15 protein-coding genes, 2 tRNA genes, 1 rRNA gene and 1 pseudogene are annotated in these 19,945 nt (G+C 43.4%); 7 read left to right on the top strand and 12 right to left on the bottom strand.

Features of this window, described 5'->3' with window-relative positions; genetic code table 11:
- Positions 1–109: 109 nt before the first annotated feature.
- From ACQZ43_RS09675 to ACQZ43_RS09630, 10 genes are all read right to left on the bottom strand, one after another.
- Positions 110–183, bottom strand: a tRNA-Ala gene (locus ACQZ43_RS09675).
- 186 nt (positions 184–369) lie between these two features.
- Positions 370–443 (bottom strand) — tRNA-Ile (locus tag ACQZ43_RS09670).
- A 68-nt stretch (positions 444–511) separates the two neighbouring features.
- Positions 512–2,029, bottom strand: a 16S ribosomal RNA gene (locus tag ACQZ43_RS09665).
- 910 nt (positions 2,030–2,939) lie between these two features.
- Positions 2,940–3,230, bottom strand: coding sequence for a helix-turn-helix transcriptional regulator (locus ACQZ43_RS09660; protein ID WP_430612092.1), 291 nt, complete (start codon positions 3,228–3,230; stop codon positions 2,940–2,942).
- Positions 3,231–3,944: 714 nt separating this feature from the next.
- Positions 3,945–5,039, bottom strand: coding sequence for an efflux RND transporter periplasmic adaptor subunit (locus tag ACQZ43_RS09655; protein ID WP_430612090.1), 1,095 nt, complete (start codon positions 5,037–5,039; stop codon positions 3,945–3,947).
- Positions 5,040–5,115: 76 nt separating this feature from the next.
- The gene (locus ACQZ43_RS09650) at positions 5,116–8,259 is read right to left on the bottom strand and encodes an efflux RND transporter permease subunit (protein WP_430612088.1); all 3,144 of its coding nucleotides are present in this window, start codon (positions 8,257–8,259) and stop codon (positions 5,116–5,118) included.
- On the bottom strand, positions 8,256–9,656 hold the full coding sequence (locus ACQZ43_RS09645; RefSeq protein WP_430612086.1) for a TolC family protein: 1,401 nt from the start codon (positions 9,654–9,656) through the stop codon (positions 8,256–8,258). Before ACQZ43_RS09645 ends, ACQZ43_RS09650 begins: the two co-directional genes overlap by 4 nt.
- Before the next feature lie 77 nt (positions 9,657–9,733).
- On the bottom strand, positions 9,734–10,147 hold the full coding sequence (locus tag ACQZ43_RS09640; protein ID WP_430612084.1) for an HYC_CC_PP family protein: 414 nt from the start codon (positions 10,145–10,147) through the stop codon (positions 9,734–9,736).
- Between the two features lie 101 nt (positions 10,148–10,248).
- Positions 10,249–11,541, bottom strand: a complete 1,293-nt coding sequence (locus ACQZ43_RS09635) for an RNA polymerase sigma factor (RefSeq protein WP_430612082.1) — start codon at positions 11,539–11,541, stop codon at positions 10,249–10,251.
- On the bottom strand, positions 11,525–11,881 hold the full coding sequence (locus tag ACQZ43_RS09630; RefSeq protein WP_430612081.1) for a YciI family protein: 357 nt from the start codon (positions 11,879–11,881) through the stop codon (positions 11,525–11,527). The genes ACQZ43_RS09635 and ACQZ43_RS09630 overlap by 17 nt, the downstream gene beginning before the upstream one ends.
- Positions 11,882–11,990: 109 nt before the next feature.
- On the opposite strand from ACQZ43_RS09630, the gene ACQZ43_RS09625 reads away from it, so the two are divergent.
- From ACQZ43_RS09625 to ACQZ43_RS09610, 4 genes are read left to right on the top strand one after another with little or no spacing between them, the layout of a single operon-like run.
- Positions 11,991–12,539: a HutD family protein gene (locus ACQZ43_RS09625; RefSeq protein WP_430612079.1), complete on the top strand. Its 549-nt coding sequence runs from the start codon at positions 11,991–11,993 to the stop codon at positions 12,537–12,539.
- A 10-nt stretch (positions 12,540–12,549) separates the two neighbouring features.
- Positions 12,550–13,020 (top strand): GNAT family N-acetyltransferase, encoded by a 471-nt coding sequence (locus ACQZ43_RS09620; RefSeq protein ID WP_430612077.1) that lies wholly within the window; start codon positions 12,550–12,552, stop codon positions 13,018–13,020.
- Positions 13,021–13,065: 45 nt separating this feature from the next.
- The gene (locus ACQZ43_RS09615) at positions 13,066–13,557 is read left to right on the top strand and encodes a 3'-5' exonuclease (protein WP_430612075.1); all 492 of its coding nucleotides are present in this window, start codon (positions 13,066–13,068) and stop codon (positions 13,555–13,557) included.
- Positions 13,558–13,581: 24 nt separating this feature from the next.
- Entirely contained in the window at positions 13,582–13,998 is a 417-nt protein-coding gene (locus tag ACQZ43_RS09610) for an SRPBCC family protein (protein WP_430612073.1), read from the top strand.
- Between the two features lie 82 nt (positions 13,999–14,080).
- On the opposite strand, the gene ACQZ43_RS09605 is transcribed toward ACQZ43_RS09610, so the two are convergent.
- The gene (locus ACQZ43_RS09605; protein ID WP_430612071.1) at positions 14,081–14,662 is read right to left on the bottom strand and encodes a PhnA domain-containing protein; all 582 of its coding nucleotides are present in this window, start codon (positions 14,660–14,662) and stop codon (positions 14,081–14,083) included.
- Between the two features lie 234 nt (positions 14,663–14,896).
- On the opposite strand from ACQZ43_RS09605, the gene ACQZ43_RS09600 reads away from it, so the two are divergent.
- Genes ACQZ43_RS09600 through ACQZ43_RS09590 form a run of 3 tightly spaced genes read left to right on the top strand, consistent with a single transcriptional unit; the run spans position 14,897 to position 16,896 of the window.
- Complete coding sequence (locus ACQZ43_RS09600) at positions 14,897–15,544, top strand: epoxyqueuosine reductase QueH (protein ID WP_430612069.1); 648 nt, start codon at positions 14,897–14,899, stop codon at positions 15,542–15,544.
- Positions 15,545–15,581: 37 nt separating this feature from the next.
- Positions 15,582–16,106, top strand: coding sequence for a class IV adenylate cyclase (locus tag ACQZ43_RS09595; protein WP_430612067.1), 525 nt, complete (start codon positions 15,582–15,584; stop codon positions 16,104–16,106).
- Positions 16,107–16,164: 58 nt separating this feature from the next.
- Positions 16,165–16,896 (top strand): YoaK family protein, encoded by a 732-nt coding sequence (locus tag ACQZ43_RS09590; protein WP_430612065.1) that lies wholly within the window; start codon positions 16,165–16,167, stop codon positions 16,894–16,896.
- A gap of 150 nt (positions 16,897–17,046) precedes the next feature.
- Here the strand turns inward: ACQZ43_RS09590 and ACQZ43_RS09585 are convergent.
- Positions 17,047–19,944, bottom strand: a pseudogene (locus tag ACQZ43_RS09585) (AAA family ATPase); the annotation flags it as partial.
- Position 19,945 lies beyond the last annotated feature (1 nt).

Raw genomic sequence — 19,945 nt, 5'->3', positions numbered from 1 at the left:
CGAAATCAATTACGTGCTTTCTATTATTTTTATTGTATTTAAATATCTCAATATGTCAATGAACGTGTGGCAGGTCTTTTGTGTTACCAATTGACCCTTGATGCCGTAGTGGAGAATATCGGAGTCGAACCGATGACCTCCTGCGTGCAAGGCAGGCGCTCTAGCCAGCTGAGCTAATCCCCCAATGTCGTTTTATCGGTGTTTATTCCAAACGTATTCGGGTTAGTCAACCTCTAAAATTTCCTTTCAATAAAAGTGTGTTTTTCCTAGCTATTAGCTAGTAATGCCCGCGTCTGACGTTGTCCTTTGCCGTTTTGTTTGCGCAAAATGCAGACAAAATGATCAAAAGTTTACCTCAGGCGTAGCCTGTAGTCCCGGGCAGACTCGAACTGCCGACCCCTACATTATCAGTGTAGTACTCTAACCAGCTGAGCTACGAGACTCTGTACTTTTATTGTGTATTATTTGAATTGAACAGCGAGAGCAAGATAAAATTAGTGCGTATCTCTAGAAAGGAGGTGTTCCAGCCGCACCTTCCGGTACGGCTACCTTGTTACGACTTAGCCCTAGTTACCAGTTTTACCCTAGGCAGCTCCTTGCGGTCACCGACTTCAGGTACCCCCAGCTTCCATGGCTTGACGGGCGGTGTGTACAAGGCCCGGGAACGTATTCACCGGATCATGGCTGATATCCGATTACTAGCGATTCCAGCTTCACGGAGTCGAGTTGCAGACTCCGATCCGAACTGTGACCGGTTTTGTAGATTCGCTCCTGGTCGCCCAGTGGCTGCTCTCTGTACCGGCCATTGTAGCACGTGTGTAGCCCAGGACGTAAGGGCCGTGATGATTTGACGTCATCCCCACCTTCCTCTCAGTTTGCACTGGCAGTCTCGTTAGAGTTCCCGGCATGACCCGCTGGCAACTAACGATAGGGGTTGCGCTCGTTATAGGACTTAACCTGACACCTCACGGCACGAGCTGACGACAACCATGCAGCACCTTGTAAATTGTCTTGCGAAAGTAATGTTTCCAAAACGGTCAATCTACATTTAAGCCCTGGTAAGGTTCCTCGCGTATCATCGAATTAAACCACATGCTCCACCGCTTGTGCGGGCCCCCGTCAATTCCTTTGAGTTTCATTCTTGCGAACGTACTCCCCAGGTGGGATACTTATCACTTTCGCTTAGCCACTCAGTCTTGCGACCGAACAGCTAGTATCCATCGTTTACGGCGTGGACTACCAGGGTATCTAATCCTGTTCGCTACCCACGCTTTCGTTCATCAGCGTCAATCAATTGATAGTAACCTGCCTTCGCAATTGGTATTCCATGTAATATCTAAGCATTTCACCGCTACACTACATATTCTAGTTACTTCCCAATAATTCAAGTCCGACAGTATCAATGGCCATTTCCTAGTTAAGCTAGGAGATTTCACCACTGACTTATCAAACCGCCTACGAACCCTTTAAACCCAATGATTCCGGATAACGCTTGGATCCTCCGTATTACCGCGGCTGCTGGCACGGAGTTAGCCGATCCTTATTCCTACAGTACCTTCAAATACCCTCACGAGGGTAGGTTTATTCCTGTATAAAAGCAGTTTACAATCCATAGGACCGTCTTCCTGCACGCGGCATGGCTGGTTCAGAGTTGCCTCCATTGACCAATATTCCTCACTGCTGCCTCCCGTAGGAGTCTGGTCCGTGTCTCAGTACCAGTGTGGGGGATCTCCCTCTCAGGACCCCTACCCATCATTGCCTTGGTATGCCGTTACCATACCAACTAGCTAATGGGACGCATGCTCATCTTTTACCGATAAATCTTTAGTTGTCGAATGATGCCATCCAACAACACTATAAGGCATTAATCCAAATTTCTCTGGGCTATTCCTTTGTAAAAGGTAGATTGCATACGCGTTACGCACCCGTGCGCCGGTCTCAAGGAAGCAAGCTTCCTCTACCCCTCGACTTGCATGTGTTAAGCCTGCCGCTAGCGTTCATCCTGAGCCAGGATCAAACTCTTCATCGTATTTTTTTAATATGTTTAGATAGTTTGCGCTAATTCTTGAAATCTTGCGATTTCCTTACTCTCTCTTATTTGCTGTCAATTCAATATGTCTATGAACGTGTCTTCTTGTTTTCGCTTATCTCTCAAAGCGGATGCAAAACTACAACTTCTTTTTTAACTGGCAAGGTTTTTGTGAGAAAAAATTTCTCTTTATTTTCTTGTCAATAATATATCAGAGCGTTGTTTCCTTGCGGGTGGCAAAGATACAACTATAATTTCCTAAGAAACAAATTTAATTTTTATAAATCTTTTAAAGAGCGAACTCCCCAATTGTGTTTCTTATTTTCTTAACTCCGTTTCTCAAAGAACTTCTGCGGTAATGCGAGTGCAAAAGTAGGTCTTTTTACCAGCTTTCCTACTTTTTTAATGTTTATTTTAAGGGGATTTTGCCGGGGATATGGTAACCAGCTGTTAACATAGAAGATAGCTTGGTTTTTTTTTGCGGATTTGTTTATTCGTTGATTCGCTTATTCGCCGGGATGCGGAGAATACACGATTTGTGGAAATAGTTAGTTCATTGCAGATTCGAGGATTCGTTGATTCGCGGATTCGAGAGTGCCGTAGAATAGAAGATGGCTTGTTATAGTAAAGAGCGGATTCGAGGATTTGTTTATTCGCGGATTTGCCGGGTTGCGCAAAGGAGCTCATTTACGGATTAAAGATGTAGCTCTTACATACTTTCTGCAAAACAGGGCGCATCCGCGCATGGGCAAATAAGCGAATAAGCTTTTTCTTCGTGCGCACCAGCAAAATGCTGGCGCGAGCGGCGCACATTGACGAATGGACTTGATGCTTATTTATGGATCTGCTGATTCGCGGATTTAAGCGAGGACTCGCGCGACAGCGGAGGAATTCGCAAAAGAAAAAAAGCTTATTTTTTCTTTTTCCGTTCCTTATATTCTTGAGACAGTCGGATATAGGTGGGCATGTCAAAATCGAACAGCTGATTGATGGTCAAATCGAGCATCATGCTTATTTTGAGTAGGGTTTCGTAAGTGGGATTGGTGTTGCCCCGTTCGATTTCTCCTATGGTTTTCTTTGCGTTTCCCGTTTTATAACTGAGTTCTTCCTGAGAGATTTTTTCGTGTACATAATTTTCTCGCAGTTCTCGGATGCGGTACCCCAAAGCTTCGTTTTCCTCTTTAAAACTATCCTTTTCCATAGAAGTAAATTTCCCGTTTTTTAAAAAAATAACAGGACACATATAGGTTACTTTAAAGTATTTTTTTTATATTTGATTTTAAATTAACATCAATTCACGCGGGAAAGCTACGCTTTTCTCACGGAAGTCAGTGGCTTTCCCGTTTTTTGTTATCATTTATAAGCGTTTATTAAAAAATGCAGTCCTTAATTACTTTCTGCAAAACAGGGCAAATCTGCTAATGGACTTGATGCGGATTCGAGTATTCGCGGATTTGATGATTTGCTGATTCGATAGTGCCGGAAAAAAGAAGATGGCTTGTTATAGTAAAGAGCGGATTCGACGATTCGTTGATTCGCTGATTCGAGAAGTTGCGCAAAGGAGGCCTTTTCCGAATAAAAAAAAAGCAGCTCTTAAATATTTCCTACAAAACATGACGAATCTACGAATCTGCGAATGGACAAATAGGCATTTATTCACTAACTGACTTAAAGAAGTTCAATTTCCGAATAAAAAATGCAGTTCTTAAATATTTTCTACTAACCAAGGCAAATGAACGAATCAGCACCTCGGCAAATCTGCGCATAGCCCCCTGGGTCATTCACCCTATATATAGTATAAAAACACCAAAGCGGACCGTCCCTCCCACAAAGTGGTGGACGAATCCGCATGGATTTGGGTAGTCGTGTCGTATCATACAACCACTACCGCATATTTAAGATTTAAGCAGCGTCCCTACTTTGCAGGAACCGCCATGCCTTCTTCAATTTCTTCTGTTGCCATCTTCAATATCATATCTCCCTCGTTTAGATCGCCAAAAACCTCAACCATATCGGGCATCATTCTCCCTTTGGCCACTACGATGTGTTTGGTTTTACCCTCTTTTACTTGAACGACATAATGCGCCACCCCGCTTTCTACCAAAGCGGGCTTGGGTACAAAAAAGCTTGACTGAGCCGATTTTAGAGGTATGGTCGCTTCGGCTACCATTAAGGCTTTTAAAGCCCCCGTAGGATTAGCGATATCCGCTTCTATTTTTTCGGAGCGCAATTTTGGATCCAAAGCACCCGACTTCCTCGAAATCTTTGCTACAAATTGCATTTGAGGCACTGCCTTTACCACAAAGCGAATCGTATCGTTCAAATTGAGGTAAGCCGCCTGTGCTTCCGGTACCGAAAGCGACAAACGCAGTTTTTTATTGTCTTGTAGCAATAGCAACGGCATATCCGAACCTTTGCCAGAAGGACCGACATAAGAGCCGAGCTCCACGTTTCGCTGTGCAATGATTCCGTCAAACGGCGCGCGGATAACAAGGTAAGCTGCCATGACCTGAACCTCCTCATAAGCAGATTTCAAAGCGACTAATTGCGCTTGGTCTGCCGCCTTTTTGGCTACGATCTGATCGATCGCATCCTGGGCTACAGCGCCTTCCGTTTCGTTGGCGCGGAACAAACGGTCATAATTGGATTTCGTTGCGATATAAATCGCCTCCTGTGCCTTCCACTTCGAATGGGCTGCCGCCAATTGCGCTTGAATCTCCGGTGCTTCCAAAACCATTAAAACCTGACCTTGAACCACTTTTGAGCCGATATCCACCGACAAGGTCTTTACAAAACTCGTTACTTTCGCATAAATCGCCGTCTGTTTGTCCGGAATCAACTCTCCGGTCAACTGCATATACGTCAGCGGATTGCTCTTTTTTAAAACCACGGTTTCCATGGAGGGCTTCATACCCATCTCCATTTTTGGTGCTTCAGGGGCTTTCTTGTCCGAGTTACAGGAAAGGGCTAAAAGCGACATTCCCAAAAAAGTATAATGTATAAATTTCATCTTTATCTAATATTTAATAGTCTGGGAAACAGCCTTTTTGCACAAGTTGCCGACTGCTTCCCACACCTAATTGGTTTTATTTTTTAAGGTAATACGCACTGTCCTCATCTTCTGGGTCCAATGAAGGCGACTGTGTGGAAGCCTTTCCTTGTATCCAAACAAACATCATTGGCAGTAAAAACAGCACACTAAAAGAAGAGGCAAACAATCCTCCGATTACAGCACGTGCCAAAGGAGCTACTTGATCTCCGCCTTCACCATGGCCAATAGCCATCGGCAACATCCCCGCCATCATGGCCAAAGTGGTCATTAAAATCGGGCGAATACGAAGCGATGCCGATTCTATAGCCGCCGCCAAGGCTTGTCCGTGTTGCAAGCGCAGGGTTTCTGCATGACTGATCAACAAGACCGCATTGGCAATAGATACTCCCACCGACATGATGACCCCCATATAAGATTGCAGGTTCAGCGTGGAGCCTGTTAGCTTTAACAAACTCAAGGATCCCAAAATCACAAAAGGCACCGTGGTTAAAATGACCAACGACACTCTAAACGATTGGAAGTTGGCCGTAAGCATCAAAAAGATCACGATAATAGCCATCAACAATCCCATGGATAAACTGTCCATCACGTCGTCTAAAACCGGTGTCATCCCCGCAACTTGGATATTGACTCCTTTGGGCAATTCACCCAGTGAAGCAATAGCCGCTTGTACGTCTTTCTGTGCTCTACCCAAATCGGTTTTGTGAATATTTGCCGTTACGGGCGTATAAGCCATGGTACCCAAGTTAAAACTCTCCCCAAAGACCTTGGTAGGTTTTAAGGTGGCAACATCGCCCAACATCGGTCGGTCGGAATTTTTCATCAATGGGATTTTCAATAATTCCTCTTTGCTGTTTAACTGACTTTGCGGCGTTTGAATCTGCACGTCATAAGCAATTCCCATCATGCCCTCTACCCACATATTCTTGTTGGTATAGCGCGATGAGGCCGTACTCGGCACTAACGACCTGGAAATATCCTGTACATCTACGCCTAACTGAGCGGCTCTAACCCGGTCAATGGCGATTTCAATAGCTGGATAATCCAAGGATTGGGGAATTTGCTGATCCCTTAAATAATCGATTTCCTTCAATTTGGCCAATAACTTATTGGCATACATCACGTTCATCTTTTTCATCATCCCCGAAAACCGCACTTCAATAGGGGTATTGGTTCCTTGACTCAAGATTTTTTCGGTCAATTCAATCGGTTCAAAAGACAGTTTCAACTCGGGCATTTTTTGCGCTATATGCGCTCTAATTTGATCTTTGAGCAGCGCTATATCTCCGTCGAAATCCTTTAGTGCTACTTGCATCAGGGCCTCATGTGGACCGGCATTGTACAAGTAAACCGGACTCACGGCAAAAGACGAGGGGTGCTGTCCTATAAAAACCGATGAAATAGCGATGTGCTCTTTGCCAATTAAGGCCTCGAGTTCGCGCAATACGCCTTTGACCTTTAACTCGGTATTCTCGATTCTCATTCCTTCAGGCGCTTTAATACGCACTTGAAACTGACTCGAATTGGCCGTAGGTAAAACATCTTTACCCGTAAAGCTATACATACCCCAAACGGCTAGGGACACCAAAACAAGGCTACCGATTAATAAAATTTTGCGGTGAGGCATCATGCGATTTAAGAACGCGACAAAGCGGTCTTTAAAACGATCAAAGCGATCGGGTGCATGCGATGCTCCTTCGGGCTTTGCCTTCATCAGCCAGTTGGCCATCACCGGCACAAAGGTTTGCGACAGCAAAAACGAGAACAACATGGAGAACCCAATTGCCAATGCCAACGGCATAAACAACGACCCCGGTATACCCGTCATCATAAAAGCCGGTGCAAAAACGGCCAATATACACAGTAAAATCAGCAACTTCGGAAAGGCTATTTCCTTACATGCTTCCCATATCGCCTCGGCCCTGGTTTTTTTCATCGCCAAGTGCTGGTGGATATTTTCAATGGTCACCGTACTCTCATCGACTAAAATTCCAATTGCCAAAGCCAAACCGGACAAAGACATGATATTGATACTTTGACCAAAGAGCTTTAAGAACAAAACTCCAGAAATAATTGAAATCGGAATGGTCAACACCACAATTAAAGCCGCTCTTCGATCCCGTAAAAACAGCAATACCATCAGTCCCGTCAATATCGCTCCTAAAACCCCCTCGAGGATCAAACTCTTAACCGCATTGATCACGTAAATCGATTGGTCAAACTCATAGGAGATCGACACGTCTTCGGGCAGGTTTTTCTGAATGTCGGGTATGGATTTTTTTAACTGATTAACCACGTCCCAAGTCGAGGCATTTCCCGCCTTAGCTATATTGATGTACACCGAGCGCTTGCCGTTGATCAACGCATAACCGGTGGTGATATCGGCTCCGTCTTTAACCGTAGCGATGTCGCGGATATACACGTTGTCTACCGTTCCTTTAAAAATGGGAATATTGCCAAAATCCTCCACGTTCTTAATCGTGTTGTTCGTCGGTGTCAAATAATTGACCTCATCGATATACAAGTTACCCGAAGGAGCCGTGATGTTATTTCTACTAATCGCTTCTACAATTTGATCCGGCGACAGCTGATGTGCTCTCAATTTACTCGGATCAATATTGATTTCCACCGTTCTCGGGCTTCCTCCAAAAGGCGGTGCCGTGGTCAATCCCGGTATCTTTATCAAGAAAGGACGCGCGGTAAAGTTGGCGATGTCCTGGAGCTGGTTGTTCGTTTTGGAATCACTTCGAAACACCAATTGCCCGATGGGCTGAGTAGACGAGTCAAAGCGAATAATAAACGGAGGCGGTGCCCCAGGGGGTAAAAACACTTGGGAACGATTGGATAGCGCATTGATTTCGGCTATGGCTTGCGCCATATTGGTTCCCTCGTAAAAATTGATTTTCATCAGGGTTAATCCCTGAGAGTTTTTAGTTTCTATGCTTTCAATACCACTGGTAAAAAGCATCATATTCACATACATCTTGGTAAAATACCCCTCCATTTGCTGAGGCGTATATCCGTTGAACGAATGCACAATATAGACTACCGGCAGGTTCATTTCCGGTAGAATATCCACCTTAATTTCCCGAGTCGCTTTAATTCCAAAAAACAGCAATCCCAACACCAAAACCATAATGGAAATTGGCTTTCGCAAGGCAAAACGTATTAGATTCATTTCTTCTGTGTATTAGTTTCGTTTAACAATAGGTCCACGTCGCCGGTAGCGGCTGCAATCATCCATAAGGCCTGCCAAACGTTGTTTTGTGCAATTTCGGAATCGATTTCAGCGCGGTGAAGCAAATAAAAAGCCTGGGTTACGTCGACGATTGAGCTCAGTCCATTGGTGTATAAAGCTGTATGTTGTCCATAGGCTTTGGAAGCTGCCGAAACTTGAATTTTGGTTTGCTCATAGATCGCCACGGCATTATCCCATTGTTCTTTGGTCAATTCCCTTTGTGCCTTGATGTCTTCATAGGCATATAAGTACTCTTGTTCCAAGGCTTGAGTCAGGTATTTCTGCTCTTTGGCTTTGGAGGATTGACGGAATATTTGCGTTAGATTCCAGCTCAAATTCAAACCGACCAAATAATTGGTTCGGTCGATTCCCACACCGTGAGTATACGCTTTGGAGAAAGCCGAGTTATCCTGAACATAATTCCATTCAAAACCAGACCCTCTGCCTTGTACCACTCCAAATAGCGACAGGGATGGACGTTGAAGGGCGGTATGTATTTTTTCTTGTTGCTGACTGTGTTCTACTTGACTCTTTTGCCATTCCAAAACGGGATGCTGCTCGAGACTCAATGCGGACTCCCCGATATAAGTAGGGGTTTGCAATACGTAGGCATCGTCCAATTGATACTGCTGATATTCCTGACCCAACAGCTGAGCCAAAGACTTGGAATAAGCCAACTCCTTGTCGATTGCCTTGATGCGCGCAGCTTGAGCATAGGAAACCTCCGCCTGAGCGGTGGCAAAATCCACTGCGGGAATCAAACCGCTTTTAGAACGGCTCTCCGTTACCTTCTCGATCACCAAAGCCCGTTCCACGTTGCGCTCCTGTACATATTTGATGCGTTGGGCAGCCAATAAATTGAAATAAGCCGCACCGACCTTAATCTGATGCTGAAACCGCAGTTGATCCAAATCGTCTGCCAGCACTTGTTCCTTAGAACGGGCACCGTCGATTTCACTTTTGATTTTACCAAAAGAGAAAAAGTTCCAATTGATGTTGGCCAGGTATAGCGCTCCAAAAGCCGCATTCCAATTTTGCTCCTCCAAAGGCATAGAAGAAGCGGCAGACCCCAATCCTCCGTAGCTATACATAGGACCGTTTTGCGCATTTATAGTGCCATAACTCTGCTGTGCCGACAAGGTTAAATCGGGTAAATACGACCGCTTGTTAAAACGGACATTTTCCTTAGAAGCATCTAGAGCGGCTTCCTTCGCTTTTATTTTTTGAAAATTTAGAACAGAATGTTCCAATGCATCGGACAAACTAAGGGTTTGCGCTTGCAGCGTAGCCGCTGTCAAACACCAAAAAGCCGTCCATGCAACTACTTGCATGTTCATCGATTGTGATTTTAAGATTAAACCATAGAAATATTATGAGCTACTCCGAGGAGTGCCTTTTTATTCAATCGCTGTAATCAAATTCGGTAAACGCAGTAAAAGATATAGAGCGGATTGCTCGGAAGGGGAATTGTATGGGACTGAAAATTGAAGTAGGGCACGCTTTCGACGGTAGCAACTACTTCAAAAACAGCAGCAAAAAACCGATGCGGCAAGGCATCGCCCAAAAACTTAGCACTAAAATCGATTGATTTAGGCAGTGCGGTTTTTACATTGAGTTTGAAGTTTTTTGAGATTTCTTTACAACATTTTTCTTCGTCGCTGGTTTTGTGTATCGATTTACAAAAACCACAGTTGTCCTGATCGACTTTGTTGTAATCCGAAAAAGAGATCGCCTGTTCTACTCCTTGGCACAAATGCGTATAGGTAGTAAAGCCGGAGCATACTACCACGTATAAAATTGCCAAAAATAAAACAACCGTCTTTTTCACTGCTTTTCAATTAGGCTACAAATTTAGCACTATAGCCTTGGATTCATTCGTCTTTAAAGCGCATCGATTGGTATTATTCGGACACCGCCAGACCGTTTCATTTATTCGTCTGTGGGTTTACTGGTCAATTCGGTGATTCGCCTCTTTATAAAATTCTGATCCATTTTAGTTTTGGCGAAGACCAATGCTTGTTGGTAATACTGTTTGGCTGATTTTTTATCGTCGATCTTAACATAGAGATAGGCCTGACCGCTGTAAAATATAAATTCTCGCTTGTTGATTTCGCCTGGACTGCATTGGCTCAATTTTAATAAACTTTGTTCGGCACTCCCCAAAAAGCTCTCTGCAATGATGCGATTGAATTTTACGATAAAGTTGTTGGGTTTTAGTATTTCCAATTGCTGATATAGAAAAACGATACTTTTCCAAGCTGTATTTTCAAAATGCCCGGCTGTACAATGTAGCGAAGCCAAGAGTGCTTCTATATAATAGGCATTTAGTACCTTGGGCAAAGCGTCGTTTTGCAAATAGTGAAACCCCTCTTCTATATAGGTCTTATTCCATAAACTGCGATCTTGCTCTTCCATCGTTAGCCACTCACCTTGGGGGGAAATACGCGCTGGAAATCGAGCGATATCAAAAAACATCAATGCGAGTAAACTACGGGTTTCAAAATGGAATTTTTCGCGCATCAATAGGAGCTTTGACAAGCGAATGGCCTCAAAGCACAAATCTATATTAATTCCCTTTTTTCCTTTGGTCGCTTTATATCCTTCGTTAAACATCAAATACAAAATCTCCTGTATCGGCTTGTCGTCATTTTGATTCTCTACAAGCGAAGTTGTTGCGCCATAAATGGACTCCCCCTGGAGCAACAGGGATTTTTTCCATTGGGATTTAATTCGTGTAATCGCTTTTTTAACAGCCTCTTCCGTCATCAAGAGTGCGTTAGAAATTTCTGAAACACCAAAACCACAAAGGATGTGAAGACTAATCGCAATTTGATTTTTTTTTGAAAGTCCGGGTTTACAACACAGCAATAAGAGTTGTAACTGAGCGTCAATGATTTGCGCGTCGGTATACTCCCAGTTCGCATGGCACGCAAAGTCCTCCCGTTCCATCAACGGCTTATTATCCCATTTCTCATGTCGCTTGATCGCGTTAATCGCTTTGTTTTTAGCCACTTTGATCAGCCAAGCAGTTGGGTTTTCTGGTAAACCGGAAAAACGCCATCGCACTATGGCCGTTTCAAAAGTGTCTTGAACCGCATCGGCAATCACATCGATATGTTGTACCCCAAAAACCTTGGATAATATTCCCATCATCTTTCCCGAGTTTTCTCGAAAAAGATGGTGGGTTAATTTATCTATCTCGGCATTAGTCCTCGGATTCATCTTCTGTTTGAAACACTTCTCTAATTTCAATACTCGCTCCAAAATCTAAGGCAGGACATCCCTTCCCTATTTCGGTAGCTTCTTCTAGGGAATTTGCCATCAAAAAATAAAAACCACTAATGCACTCTTTACTCTCGACAAAAGGCCCATCTGTCAGCACGCGGTCTTTACCCTTTAATGATACACCCTGTGAATCTAAAGGATTTCCGCCTTTAAAACAACCTTGCTCCATCAACTGTTCGACCCAATTTAGGTGTTTCTCAATCTCGTCTTGCATCTCTTGGAGCGAGAGGCTTCCATAATTCACGTTTTCACGGATTAACAATAAAAATTCTTTCATAATCGTTGGTTTTTTGTTTAAGACAATTGACTTTCAAATTTAGGGACAAAAAGAAAACAATAAAACAATTTATCTATCTTTGGTTGTCTATATAATTCCAATCGCTTAGATGAAGATAACGTATAAATCCTTAAATCAAATAGAACCTCATTTATGGGCTGGAGGAAGCACCTTTCAGTATTTTCTATATCCCAATCAGGCCAGCTATGCCCATAAAGATTTTACATTCCGCATCAGCAGTGCAACCCTAGAGCAGAGTCCCTCAGTTTTTACGCAGTTTGACGGTTATACCCGATATTTATGCATGTTAGACAATCCGCTTGACCTTAGTAGAAACGGAATCAATCAGCATTTTAAAAAGAGAGAAATTTTTCTTTTTGACAGTGCCGATACGGTGATTTCAACTTCTTTGGGTACAGATTTCAATTGGATGGTTAGCCATAAGGTAAACAAACACCATTTAGAAATCACCGATCAATCTCAAAGCAGCGCAAGTCCCTTTATCATCTTGTTCGCTTTAGAACCCGTGGATATTAAAATTGACCAAGGCAGTTATCAATTAGAAAAATCAAGTTGTTTATTAATCGAAAATTCCGATGAAGTCCGGCTGACGATCTCCTTCGATAGTCCATTGGTATTTATGACCTTAACTGTTTAAATTATTCTCCATGCCTTATACCGGTTTAATACGCCCATATCAGCCTAAAGACCAAGCTGCCATAATAGATTTATTCACGATGAATACGCCGCTCTATTTTTCAGCGGACGAACGCATCGATTTGATCGACTATTTAAACCACCATATCGAGCACTACTTTGTAGTAGAAATTGCCGGAGAAATCGTTGGTAGTGGTGGTATTAACTTTTCGGAAAACAACAGTATAGGCAAACTCAGTTGGGATCTTTTTCATCCCGATTATCAAGGAAAAGGATTGGGAACCCAATTAACACAGTTTAGAATCGAATTCTTGCAAAACATCGACCACATTCAGACCATTAGCGTTCGAACGTCCCAAGTCGCTTATCTGTTTTATCAAAAGATGGGGTTTGTTTTACGTGAAACCGTAGCTGATTATTGGTCAGCGGGATTTGATTTATATCACATGGATTTAGTCACCGATGAAAAGAAGCTGAAATAGTTATCACTATCTTTACCTTTTAAAAACACTATTAAATCATACCCAATGACAGACTTTGTCGCCATAGATTTTGAAACGGCCAATGCCAAACGAAGTAGTATTTGTAGCCTGGGGCTAGTTATCGTAGAAAACAATATAATTACCGACCGCATATACAGCCTGATTAAGCCCGTACCCAATTTGTACACCTATTATACTACAGCTGTGCATGGATTAACCTACGGAGACACGATTAAATCACCGGTATTTTTTGACGTATGGTCGGAAATTTTGACCAAAACCAAAAATTTGCCCTTTGTTGCGCACAACAGCTCCTTCGATGCGAGCTGCCTAAAAGCCATTTATGCGTCTTACGACCTCGATTATCCCAATTTCGAATTCTATTGTACCCTGCGATTGGCCCGACAAAAACTACCGCAATTGCACAACCACCAACTGGGCACGGTGGCCAAGTACTTTGGATACGATTTAAAAAACCACCATCACGCCTTGGCCGATGCCGAAGCCTGTGCAGTCATAGCCAATAATCTGCTCTAAAGTAACCTTCGAACAACCGTAATTATGAAAATTGAAACTCAAATTATCATTGCAGCGCCCCCAGAAACCGTATGGCGTATCTTAACCGATTTCCAGCGGTATCCCCAGTGGAATCCCTTTATCAAATCACTAAGTGGTGCAGTGGCCGTGGGCAATACCATAAAAATCGAATTGCCCGATATGACGTTTTCTCCAAAAGTATTGGTGTTCGACGAAAATCGAGAATTACAATGGCGGGGTAAACTATTGATTAAGGGACTTTTTGACGGTGAACACCGTTTTGTGTTGGAAGCCCTGCCCGATGGAGCCACGCGATTTTTGCATAGTGAAACCTTTAGCGGTTGCTTGGTTCCCCTATTTAAAAACAAATTAATCAACGATACCACTAAGGGGTTTGAGGCGATGAACAGCCAATTGAAATCCATAGCCGAATCGAATTGACAAAAAAAAGGCAAATTACGCCATGCGTAAAATGCCTTATATCTAATGGATTAAAACGGCAAAAACCGAATTCCCAAACTGCTTAACCTTGTTTCTTTACAAATTTAGTCAGGATAACGATGGTTTGACCATCGACTTTTCCTTCGATTTGTTCGGTATTGTCGTGTACTATTCGAATGTTTCTTACGGCTGTTCCGATTTTTGCATTAAGAGTAGACCCTTTGACATCTAAATCTTTGATCAGCGTTACGGTATCGCCGCCAACCAAGATATTTCCGTTGCAATCCTTGTGTAAATCCACACCTGCATCGCCTTCATGGTCGCCGGTGGCCTTGGCCCAAACCAACATCTCTTCGTCCAAATACATCATTTCCAACAAATCTGCTGCCCAGCTTTCGTTTCTAAAGCGGTTGAGCATTCTCCAAGCCACAATTTGTACGGCAGGCACTTCACTCCACATCGATCCCGTTAAACAATTCCATTGTTTAGCGTCTAATTCTTCTCTTTTTTCAATTTGTGCTGTACAGGTATTACAAATATAAATCTCCCTATCTTTAACGTTACCCGAAGTAGGTGGTACTTCATAAATTTTCAGTTCTCCCGCAGAAGAACATAATTCACATTGATTGCCACTTCTCTCCTGTAATTGTTTTTCGATTTTCATATCTCGGCTATTAATTAGTTGTACAAGGTTATATTTAAAAGCGCAAATATACTTTTAATAAACAATAAATAAAAATTGCCGGTTTTTTTACGCGGTAAATCCGTTAATTTATCAAAAACAGCCGTCAGCGGCAGTCCCTTCTGGCGGCATTAAGTTAAAATAAATAACTAGGGGGTAAAATTTTCATATTCGCTCAATTTTGATTAAAATTGCAATTGCAAATATCCCCAAAAAATGGAAAATAACGAGTTGATTAGAGAGAAGTTAGTCTTACCGGAAAACGGCAAAAAATTATTGTTGCACTCCTGTTGTGCACCCTGTGCAGGCGAGGTGATGGAAGCCTTAATTGCCTCTGAGATCGAGTTTACCATTTACTTTTACAATCCGAACATACATCCAAAAAAGGAGTATGATCTGCGCAAGGAAGAGAACATCCGATTTGCGGTCAAACACAACATTCCCTTTATCGACGGCGATTACGACGTCGAAGACTGGTATGCGCGTGCCAAGGGTATGGAGCAAGAACCGGAAAAGGGCATTCGCTGTACGATGTGTTTTGACATGCGTTTTGAGCGTACCGCTTTGTATGCCTATGAAAACGGTTTTGACATCATCAGCAGTTCACTGGGGATTTCGCGATGGAAAAACATGGAGCAAATCAACAAATCGGGTTGTCTTGCGGCCAGTCATTATCCCGATATCACGTATTGGACTTTTAACTGGCGTAAAAAAGGCGGTGCCGGTCGTATGCTAGACATCAGTAAGCAGGAGCATTTCTATATGCAGGAATACTGCGGCTGTGCCTATTCGCTACGCGACACCAACCAATGGCGCATGAAAAGCGGTCGTGAAAAGATTGAATTGGGCAAGAACTATTATTGATATTCGCCTACCTATCTAAAAGTTTTAAAACCGCGATATGCACATTCAAAATGTAGAATTTAAGGCGCGTGTAGAAGCGCTGGATAAATACGAACAAAAGCTGATTGCCCTCGGTGCTACGCGAATCGGCGTTTACCATCAGGTAGATACCTATTTCAATGCGACCGTAGCTCGATTAAAACTGCGGGAATCCGACGGCCAAAACAGTTTGATTCACTACCACCGCGCCGATACCCCTACGGCCAAGGAATCGGACATCATCTATTACCAACACGACCCCAACCCCGCTTTAAAAGCGATTTTGACCACCCAACTCGGCGTCAAAGTCGTTGTGGATAAAGTTCGTACGATTTACGCCATAGATTCGGTGCGCTTTCACTTGGATGTGGTGCAACAATTGGGTATCTTTATAGAAGTGGAAGCCATGCTGGAAAACCCGAATCACTCTCAGGCCGATTTAAAAGCGCAGTGCGACCGTTATTTTGAACACTTTGAATTGGAAAAAAGCCAGTTGGTAGACCGCTCCTACAGCGATTTGGTGCTGGCAAAAAAGACACCCTAGATTCTCTTTTTCTCTAGTCAAATGTTATCTTTACTCTAAATCAACACTTATTTAGTAAATGCTTAGTTCTAAAGGGGGAAATCGAACGTTTAAACACAATTTATTACTCGCCGTATTTTTTGCTTTTGTCGCGGGAATCATCAACGTATTTGGCTTTTATGAATTTGCGACTTTTGCCACCAATCTGACGGGACACGTGGGAGAATTGGCCTTGGCTCTGGCAAAAAACGCCCCAAGCGCCCAACTGATTCAAATTGTCAGCTGGATTGGTTGTTTTGCCTTGGGTTCTTTTATCGCTTCCTTGTGTACTAATTTCTTCGCCAAAAGAAACATCAAATTCTCTTATGTATTGCCGATTTTACTCGAAATCTGCCTACTGACCACCTGCATTTACTTACCCGAAAATTACGAGCTTCACGCGATCATCGACTTGGAACTCTTGTTGCTCTTTGCGGCGATGGGGCTGCAAAACGGCATTGTTTCTATGGTAAGCGGAAATGTGGTTCGAACTACCCACCTCACCGGAATGGTGACCGATTTCGGCATCGGTTTGGGCGAAATCATCATGCGTAAAAAGGGAAAGCGGAAATCGAAAATCCGCAAGATCCAACTGACCCTTTCCATTATTTTTTCCTTTGCCCTGGGCGCCATACTCGCGGCCTTCCTCGTACCCTACGCCCACCATCAGGTATTGTGGATCCCGATTCTATTGCTGTTGATCCTCTTGTTTTACGATTATAAAATACTGGAAAAAAGCGTCGACCTGATTCGAGAACGACTACAGGTATAAACTGGAATCGGGCTAATTGACCACGACATAACTGCCTTTTTCCTCGTTTTTGTAAATGGAAATCGAACTGGGAATGCGCTCTTGGAGTTCCTCCACATGCGAGATGATCCCCACTACTCTATTTTCCTTGTGCAAATATTGTAAGGTTTCGAAAACGGTGTTGATGCTTTCCGCGTCCTGAGTTCCGAATCCCTCGTCGATAAAAAAGAAGTTTTTATCGGATTTGTTCAAGGCTTGAATGCTTTCTGCCAAGGCTAGGGCCAAACACAAAGAAGCTTGAAATCCCTGGCCTCCCGAAAGGGTTTTAACCGAACGAGCATAGCCGTTGTTTAAATAATCGATTACTTCAAATTCATTGTTGTCATTTAGTTTTAAACTCAATTGATTACGAGTCAATCGATGAAAGCGCACATTGGCCACATCACAGAGGTTTTGAAGATAAATACTCGAAACATAATTGACAAATCCGCTGGCTTTAAACAAGTTTGCCATAGTGGTTAAATTCAAAGCTCTTTGTTCGAGTAGATTTGCCTGTTCAAGCAATTCGGTTTTTTGTACCAAAGCGGCTTGAACGCGCAGATATTCTTGCTCTAAAGCACTCGCTTTTCCGATGAGCTGCTCTACTTCTGTTTGCAATTGACGGTATCGCTGTCCCGTCGCTTCAAACACAGCCGCATCGATTTCCAAACCGGCGGTTTGTAATTGTAATTCTTTGGTGATTTGCTCAGCGCGCAACAGCTGAAATTGAAATTCACTGAGCCGTTGTTTTTCTTGCGCTATATTCCAATTCTTCGATAGGATTACTTTCACCTCATCGAGATTTGCGAAGTTTAGCTGCCCTAGGGTTTGCTCTATATTTTCCCCTAACTGCCGTTGCTGTCCTTGGACAAACGCCAATTGCTTTTCTACGGTTTCCAAAATACCCGCTTTAGTAGCCAGTTGCGGTTTGAGTTCTTGAATTTTTTCCAAAGCGCCTTTATACATCTTTTCGATCAACTCAATCTCTTCGGCTAAAGCTTTTTTCTGACCTTGGATGTTTTCCAGGTCAAAGCCCAAGCCAGCCCGAACATCTAAGGTTTTTATTTGACCTTCTAACTGCTGATATTGACCGGCCAAACTCGAGATTTCAATCGCTATGGCGCTGATTCTCTTAACCGCTCTTTGGGTGCGCTCCTGCTGAGAAGTCAGCGAAACTCTTAGGGTTTTAATGCGCTGTTCTTCTTGGAGCAGTCGATCTTCCAAAGCTTTGGCTCCGATTTTTTTAGTTTCAAACAAATCGGGATTCGAGGCGCTAAACTCCGTCCATATAAAGGCGTTTAAGTGCGCCGCAAGCTGCGATTCGACGGATTTCTTGTCCGCTTCAGCACGCTGGATTTGAGCACTTAAAAATTCGTAAGTCGCTGTATTTTTCTGAAGTATCACTTGCTGTTGTTGCAGTTGTTTGAGCGCTAATTCACTGGCTTTTTTCGCTTGTTGCGCTGCTGCTAATTGGTCCGACACATCGTCTTGATGATTGATTTGTGGATGCTCCAATGCGCCGCACAAAGGACAGGCTTCTCCATCGTGTAAGTCGGCCGCATATCGACTCAACTCACGCGCTACACTCCACTGTGTAATCCGTTGATTTTGCTTTTCTATATCTTGGAGTAACTCCTCGCTTTTAGCGGTATAAATCGCCATCCACGTAGTGGGTGTTACGTGCAAACGCTCAAATTCCTCGATGGTACGTTCCCTCTCTAGGCTGTGTTCTCGAAGTGTTTTCTCCCAACTGGCCAGCTGTTTATCCAAAAAAGCTTGGGTTTGATACCAGGTTCCGATTTCCATCCACTGAGACGCATCGATGCGCTGCAACTTGAGCTGATCGATCTGGATTTCTCCCTCTTGTATCTCCTTTTTAATCGCGATTTCCAATTCTTCTTGTTCCTTTACAAACACAGCGCCCTTTTCCATCGCGGTTCTTTGCATCGCTAAGGTCACATCCAATTCCTTAAGCCTTTCCAATGTTCCCCAATCCTGCAACTTTTGCTTTTGACTGTCTAATTGATCGTAGGCCGATTGCCACTTGAGGAGTTGCTCGTTTTGATTGTCCAAATCGGCAGTCAATTTCACGGTATCCGACAGCACATTTTCTCTGCTCTTCAATTGTTGGGCTTCTTCTGTCGCTAAGGCCTGTTGCCGATTGATCAATTCCACAAAAGCCTTCTCGACCGTTTCAAACTGTGAAATAGCCGCTTGAAGCTGATCGAAAGTCGGTTTTTGAGCGGTCAATTCGCTATATTCCAACTGTTTCTTACGCAGTTCGTCCAACTTGAGCTGGGCTTCTTGTAGGGCTTTCCACTGCGTTTCAACCTGTGAAAATTCACTTTTCAGCAGGGTTAATTGGCGTTGTGTACCCTCCCATTCCACTTGTTGTTGTTGAACTGCTGCCGTGTTGATGCGCTCAAAACCCGACAGTACCCCTTTGAGGTTTTCGATTTTAAAATTATTGTCGCGTTGTAGGTTGGAAACCTGAGGACTTAAATCAAATCGCTCCAAATTAAAAATCTCCTTCATCATCTTGGACCGATCCGCTCCCCTCAACTCTAAAAACTCTTTGAATTTACCTTGCGGGATGATGATGGTTCTACGAAAATTCTCGTAAGTCAATCCCAGCACCAAAGTGGCATCGGCAGATTCCATAGGAATCCACGCCTCGTTTTTCCACTCATAGGCCAGGCGCTCCATCGGCGTGGTTTCTTCAAATTTTTTCTTGCGCTTCCACGATACGGTAAACTTAAATTTTCGCTCCTCAAAATTGGTGAAATCAAATTCGATATAAACCTTGTCCGACCTGAGGTTCAACATATTGTATCCCCGACTGTCGCGATTGTTTAATCGCTCCGTTTCTCCGTATAACGCCAGGCTAATCGCCTCTAAAATCGACGATTTTCCCGAACCAACACCTCCGAAAATCCCGAAAAGTCCCGATTGGGTCAAGCTGCTAAAATCTATGGTTTGCTTGGATTGATACGAATACAATCCCTGGATAATCAGTTGAATCGGTAACATA

The organism is Flavobacterium sp. JP2137, from assembly GCF_050562195.1.
GTDB lineage: Bacteria > Bacteroidota > Bacteroidia > Flavobacteriales > Flavobacteriaceae > Flavobacterium.
Note: the sequence above shows the minus strand (reverse complement) of the source record. Positions and strands in the feature narration are given on the sequence as shown.

Bases quoted from the DNA above. Each gene is read 5' to 3' on its own strand.
- ACQZ43_RS09660 (WP_430612092.1), bottom strand. From the start codon at position 3,230: ATGGAAAAGGATAGTTTTAAAGAGGAAAACGAAGCTTTGGGGTACCGC.
- ACQZ43_RS09655 (WP_430612090.1), bottom strand. From the start codon at position 5,039: ATGAAATTTATACATTATACTTTTTTGGGAATGTCGCTTTTAGCCCTT.
- ACQZ43_RS09650 (WP_430612088.1), bottom strand. From the start codon at position 8,259: ATGAATCTAATACGTTTTGCCTTGCGAAAGCCAATTTCCATTATGGTT.
- ACQZ43_RS09645 (WP_430612086.1), bottom strand. From the start codon at position 9,656: ATGAACATGCAAGTAGTTGCATGGACGGCTTTTTGGTGTTTGACAGCG.
- ACQZ43_RS09635 (WP_430612082.1), bottom strand. From the start codon at position 11,541: ATGAATCCGAGGACTAATGCCGAGATAGATAAATTAACCCACCATCTT.
- ACQZ43_RS09630 (WP_430612081.1), bottom strand. From the start codon at position 11,881: ATGAAAGAATTTTTATTGTTAATCCGTGAAAACGTGAATTATGGAAGC.
- ACQZ43_RS09625 (WP_430612079.1), top strand. From the start codon at position 11,991: ATGAAGATAACGTATAAATCCTTAAATCAAATAGAACCTCATTTATGG.
- ACQZ43_RS09620 (WP_430612077.1), top strand. From the start codon at position 12,550: ATGCCTTATACCGGTTTAATACGCCCATATCAGCCTAAAGACCAAGCT.
- ACQZ43_RS09615 (WP_430612075.1), top strand. From the start codon at position 13,066: ATGACAGACTTTGTCGCCATAGATTTTGAAACGGCCAATGCCAAACGA.
- ACQZ43_RS09610 (WP_430612073.1), top strand. From the start codon at position 13,582: ATGAAAATTGAAACTCAAATTATCATTGCAGCGCCCCCAGAAACCGTA.
- ACQZ43_RS09605 (WP_430612071.1), bottom strand. From the start codon at position 14,662: ATGAAAATCGAAAAACAATTACAGGAGAGAAGTGGCAATCAATGTGAA.
- ACQZ43_RS09600 (WP_430612069.1), top strand. From the start codon at position 14,897: ATGGAAAATAACGAGTTGATTAGAGAGAAGTTAGTCTTACCGGAAAAC.
- ACQZ43_RS09595 (WP_430612067.1), top strand. From the start codon at position 15,582: ATGCACATTCAAAATGTAGAATTTAAGGCGCGTGTAGAAGCGCTGGAT.
- ACQZ43_RS09590 (WP_430612065.1), top strand. From the start codon at position 16,165: ATGCTTAGTTCTAAAGGGGGAAATCGAACGTTTAAACACAATTTATTA.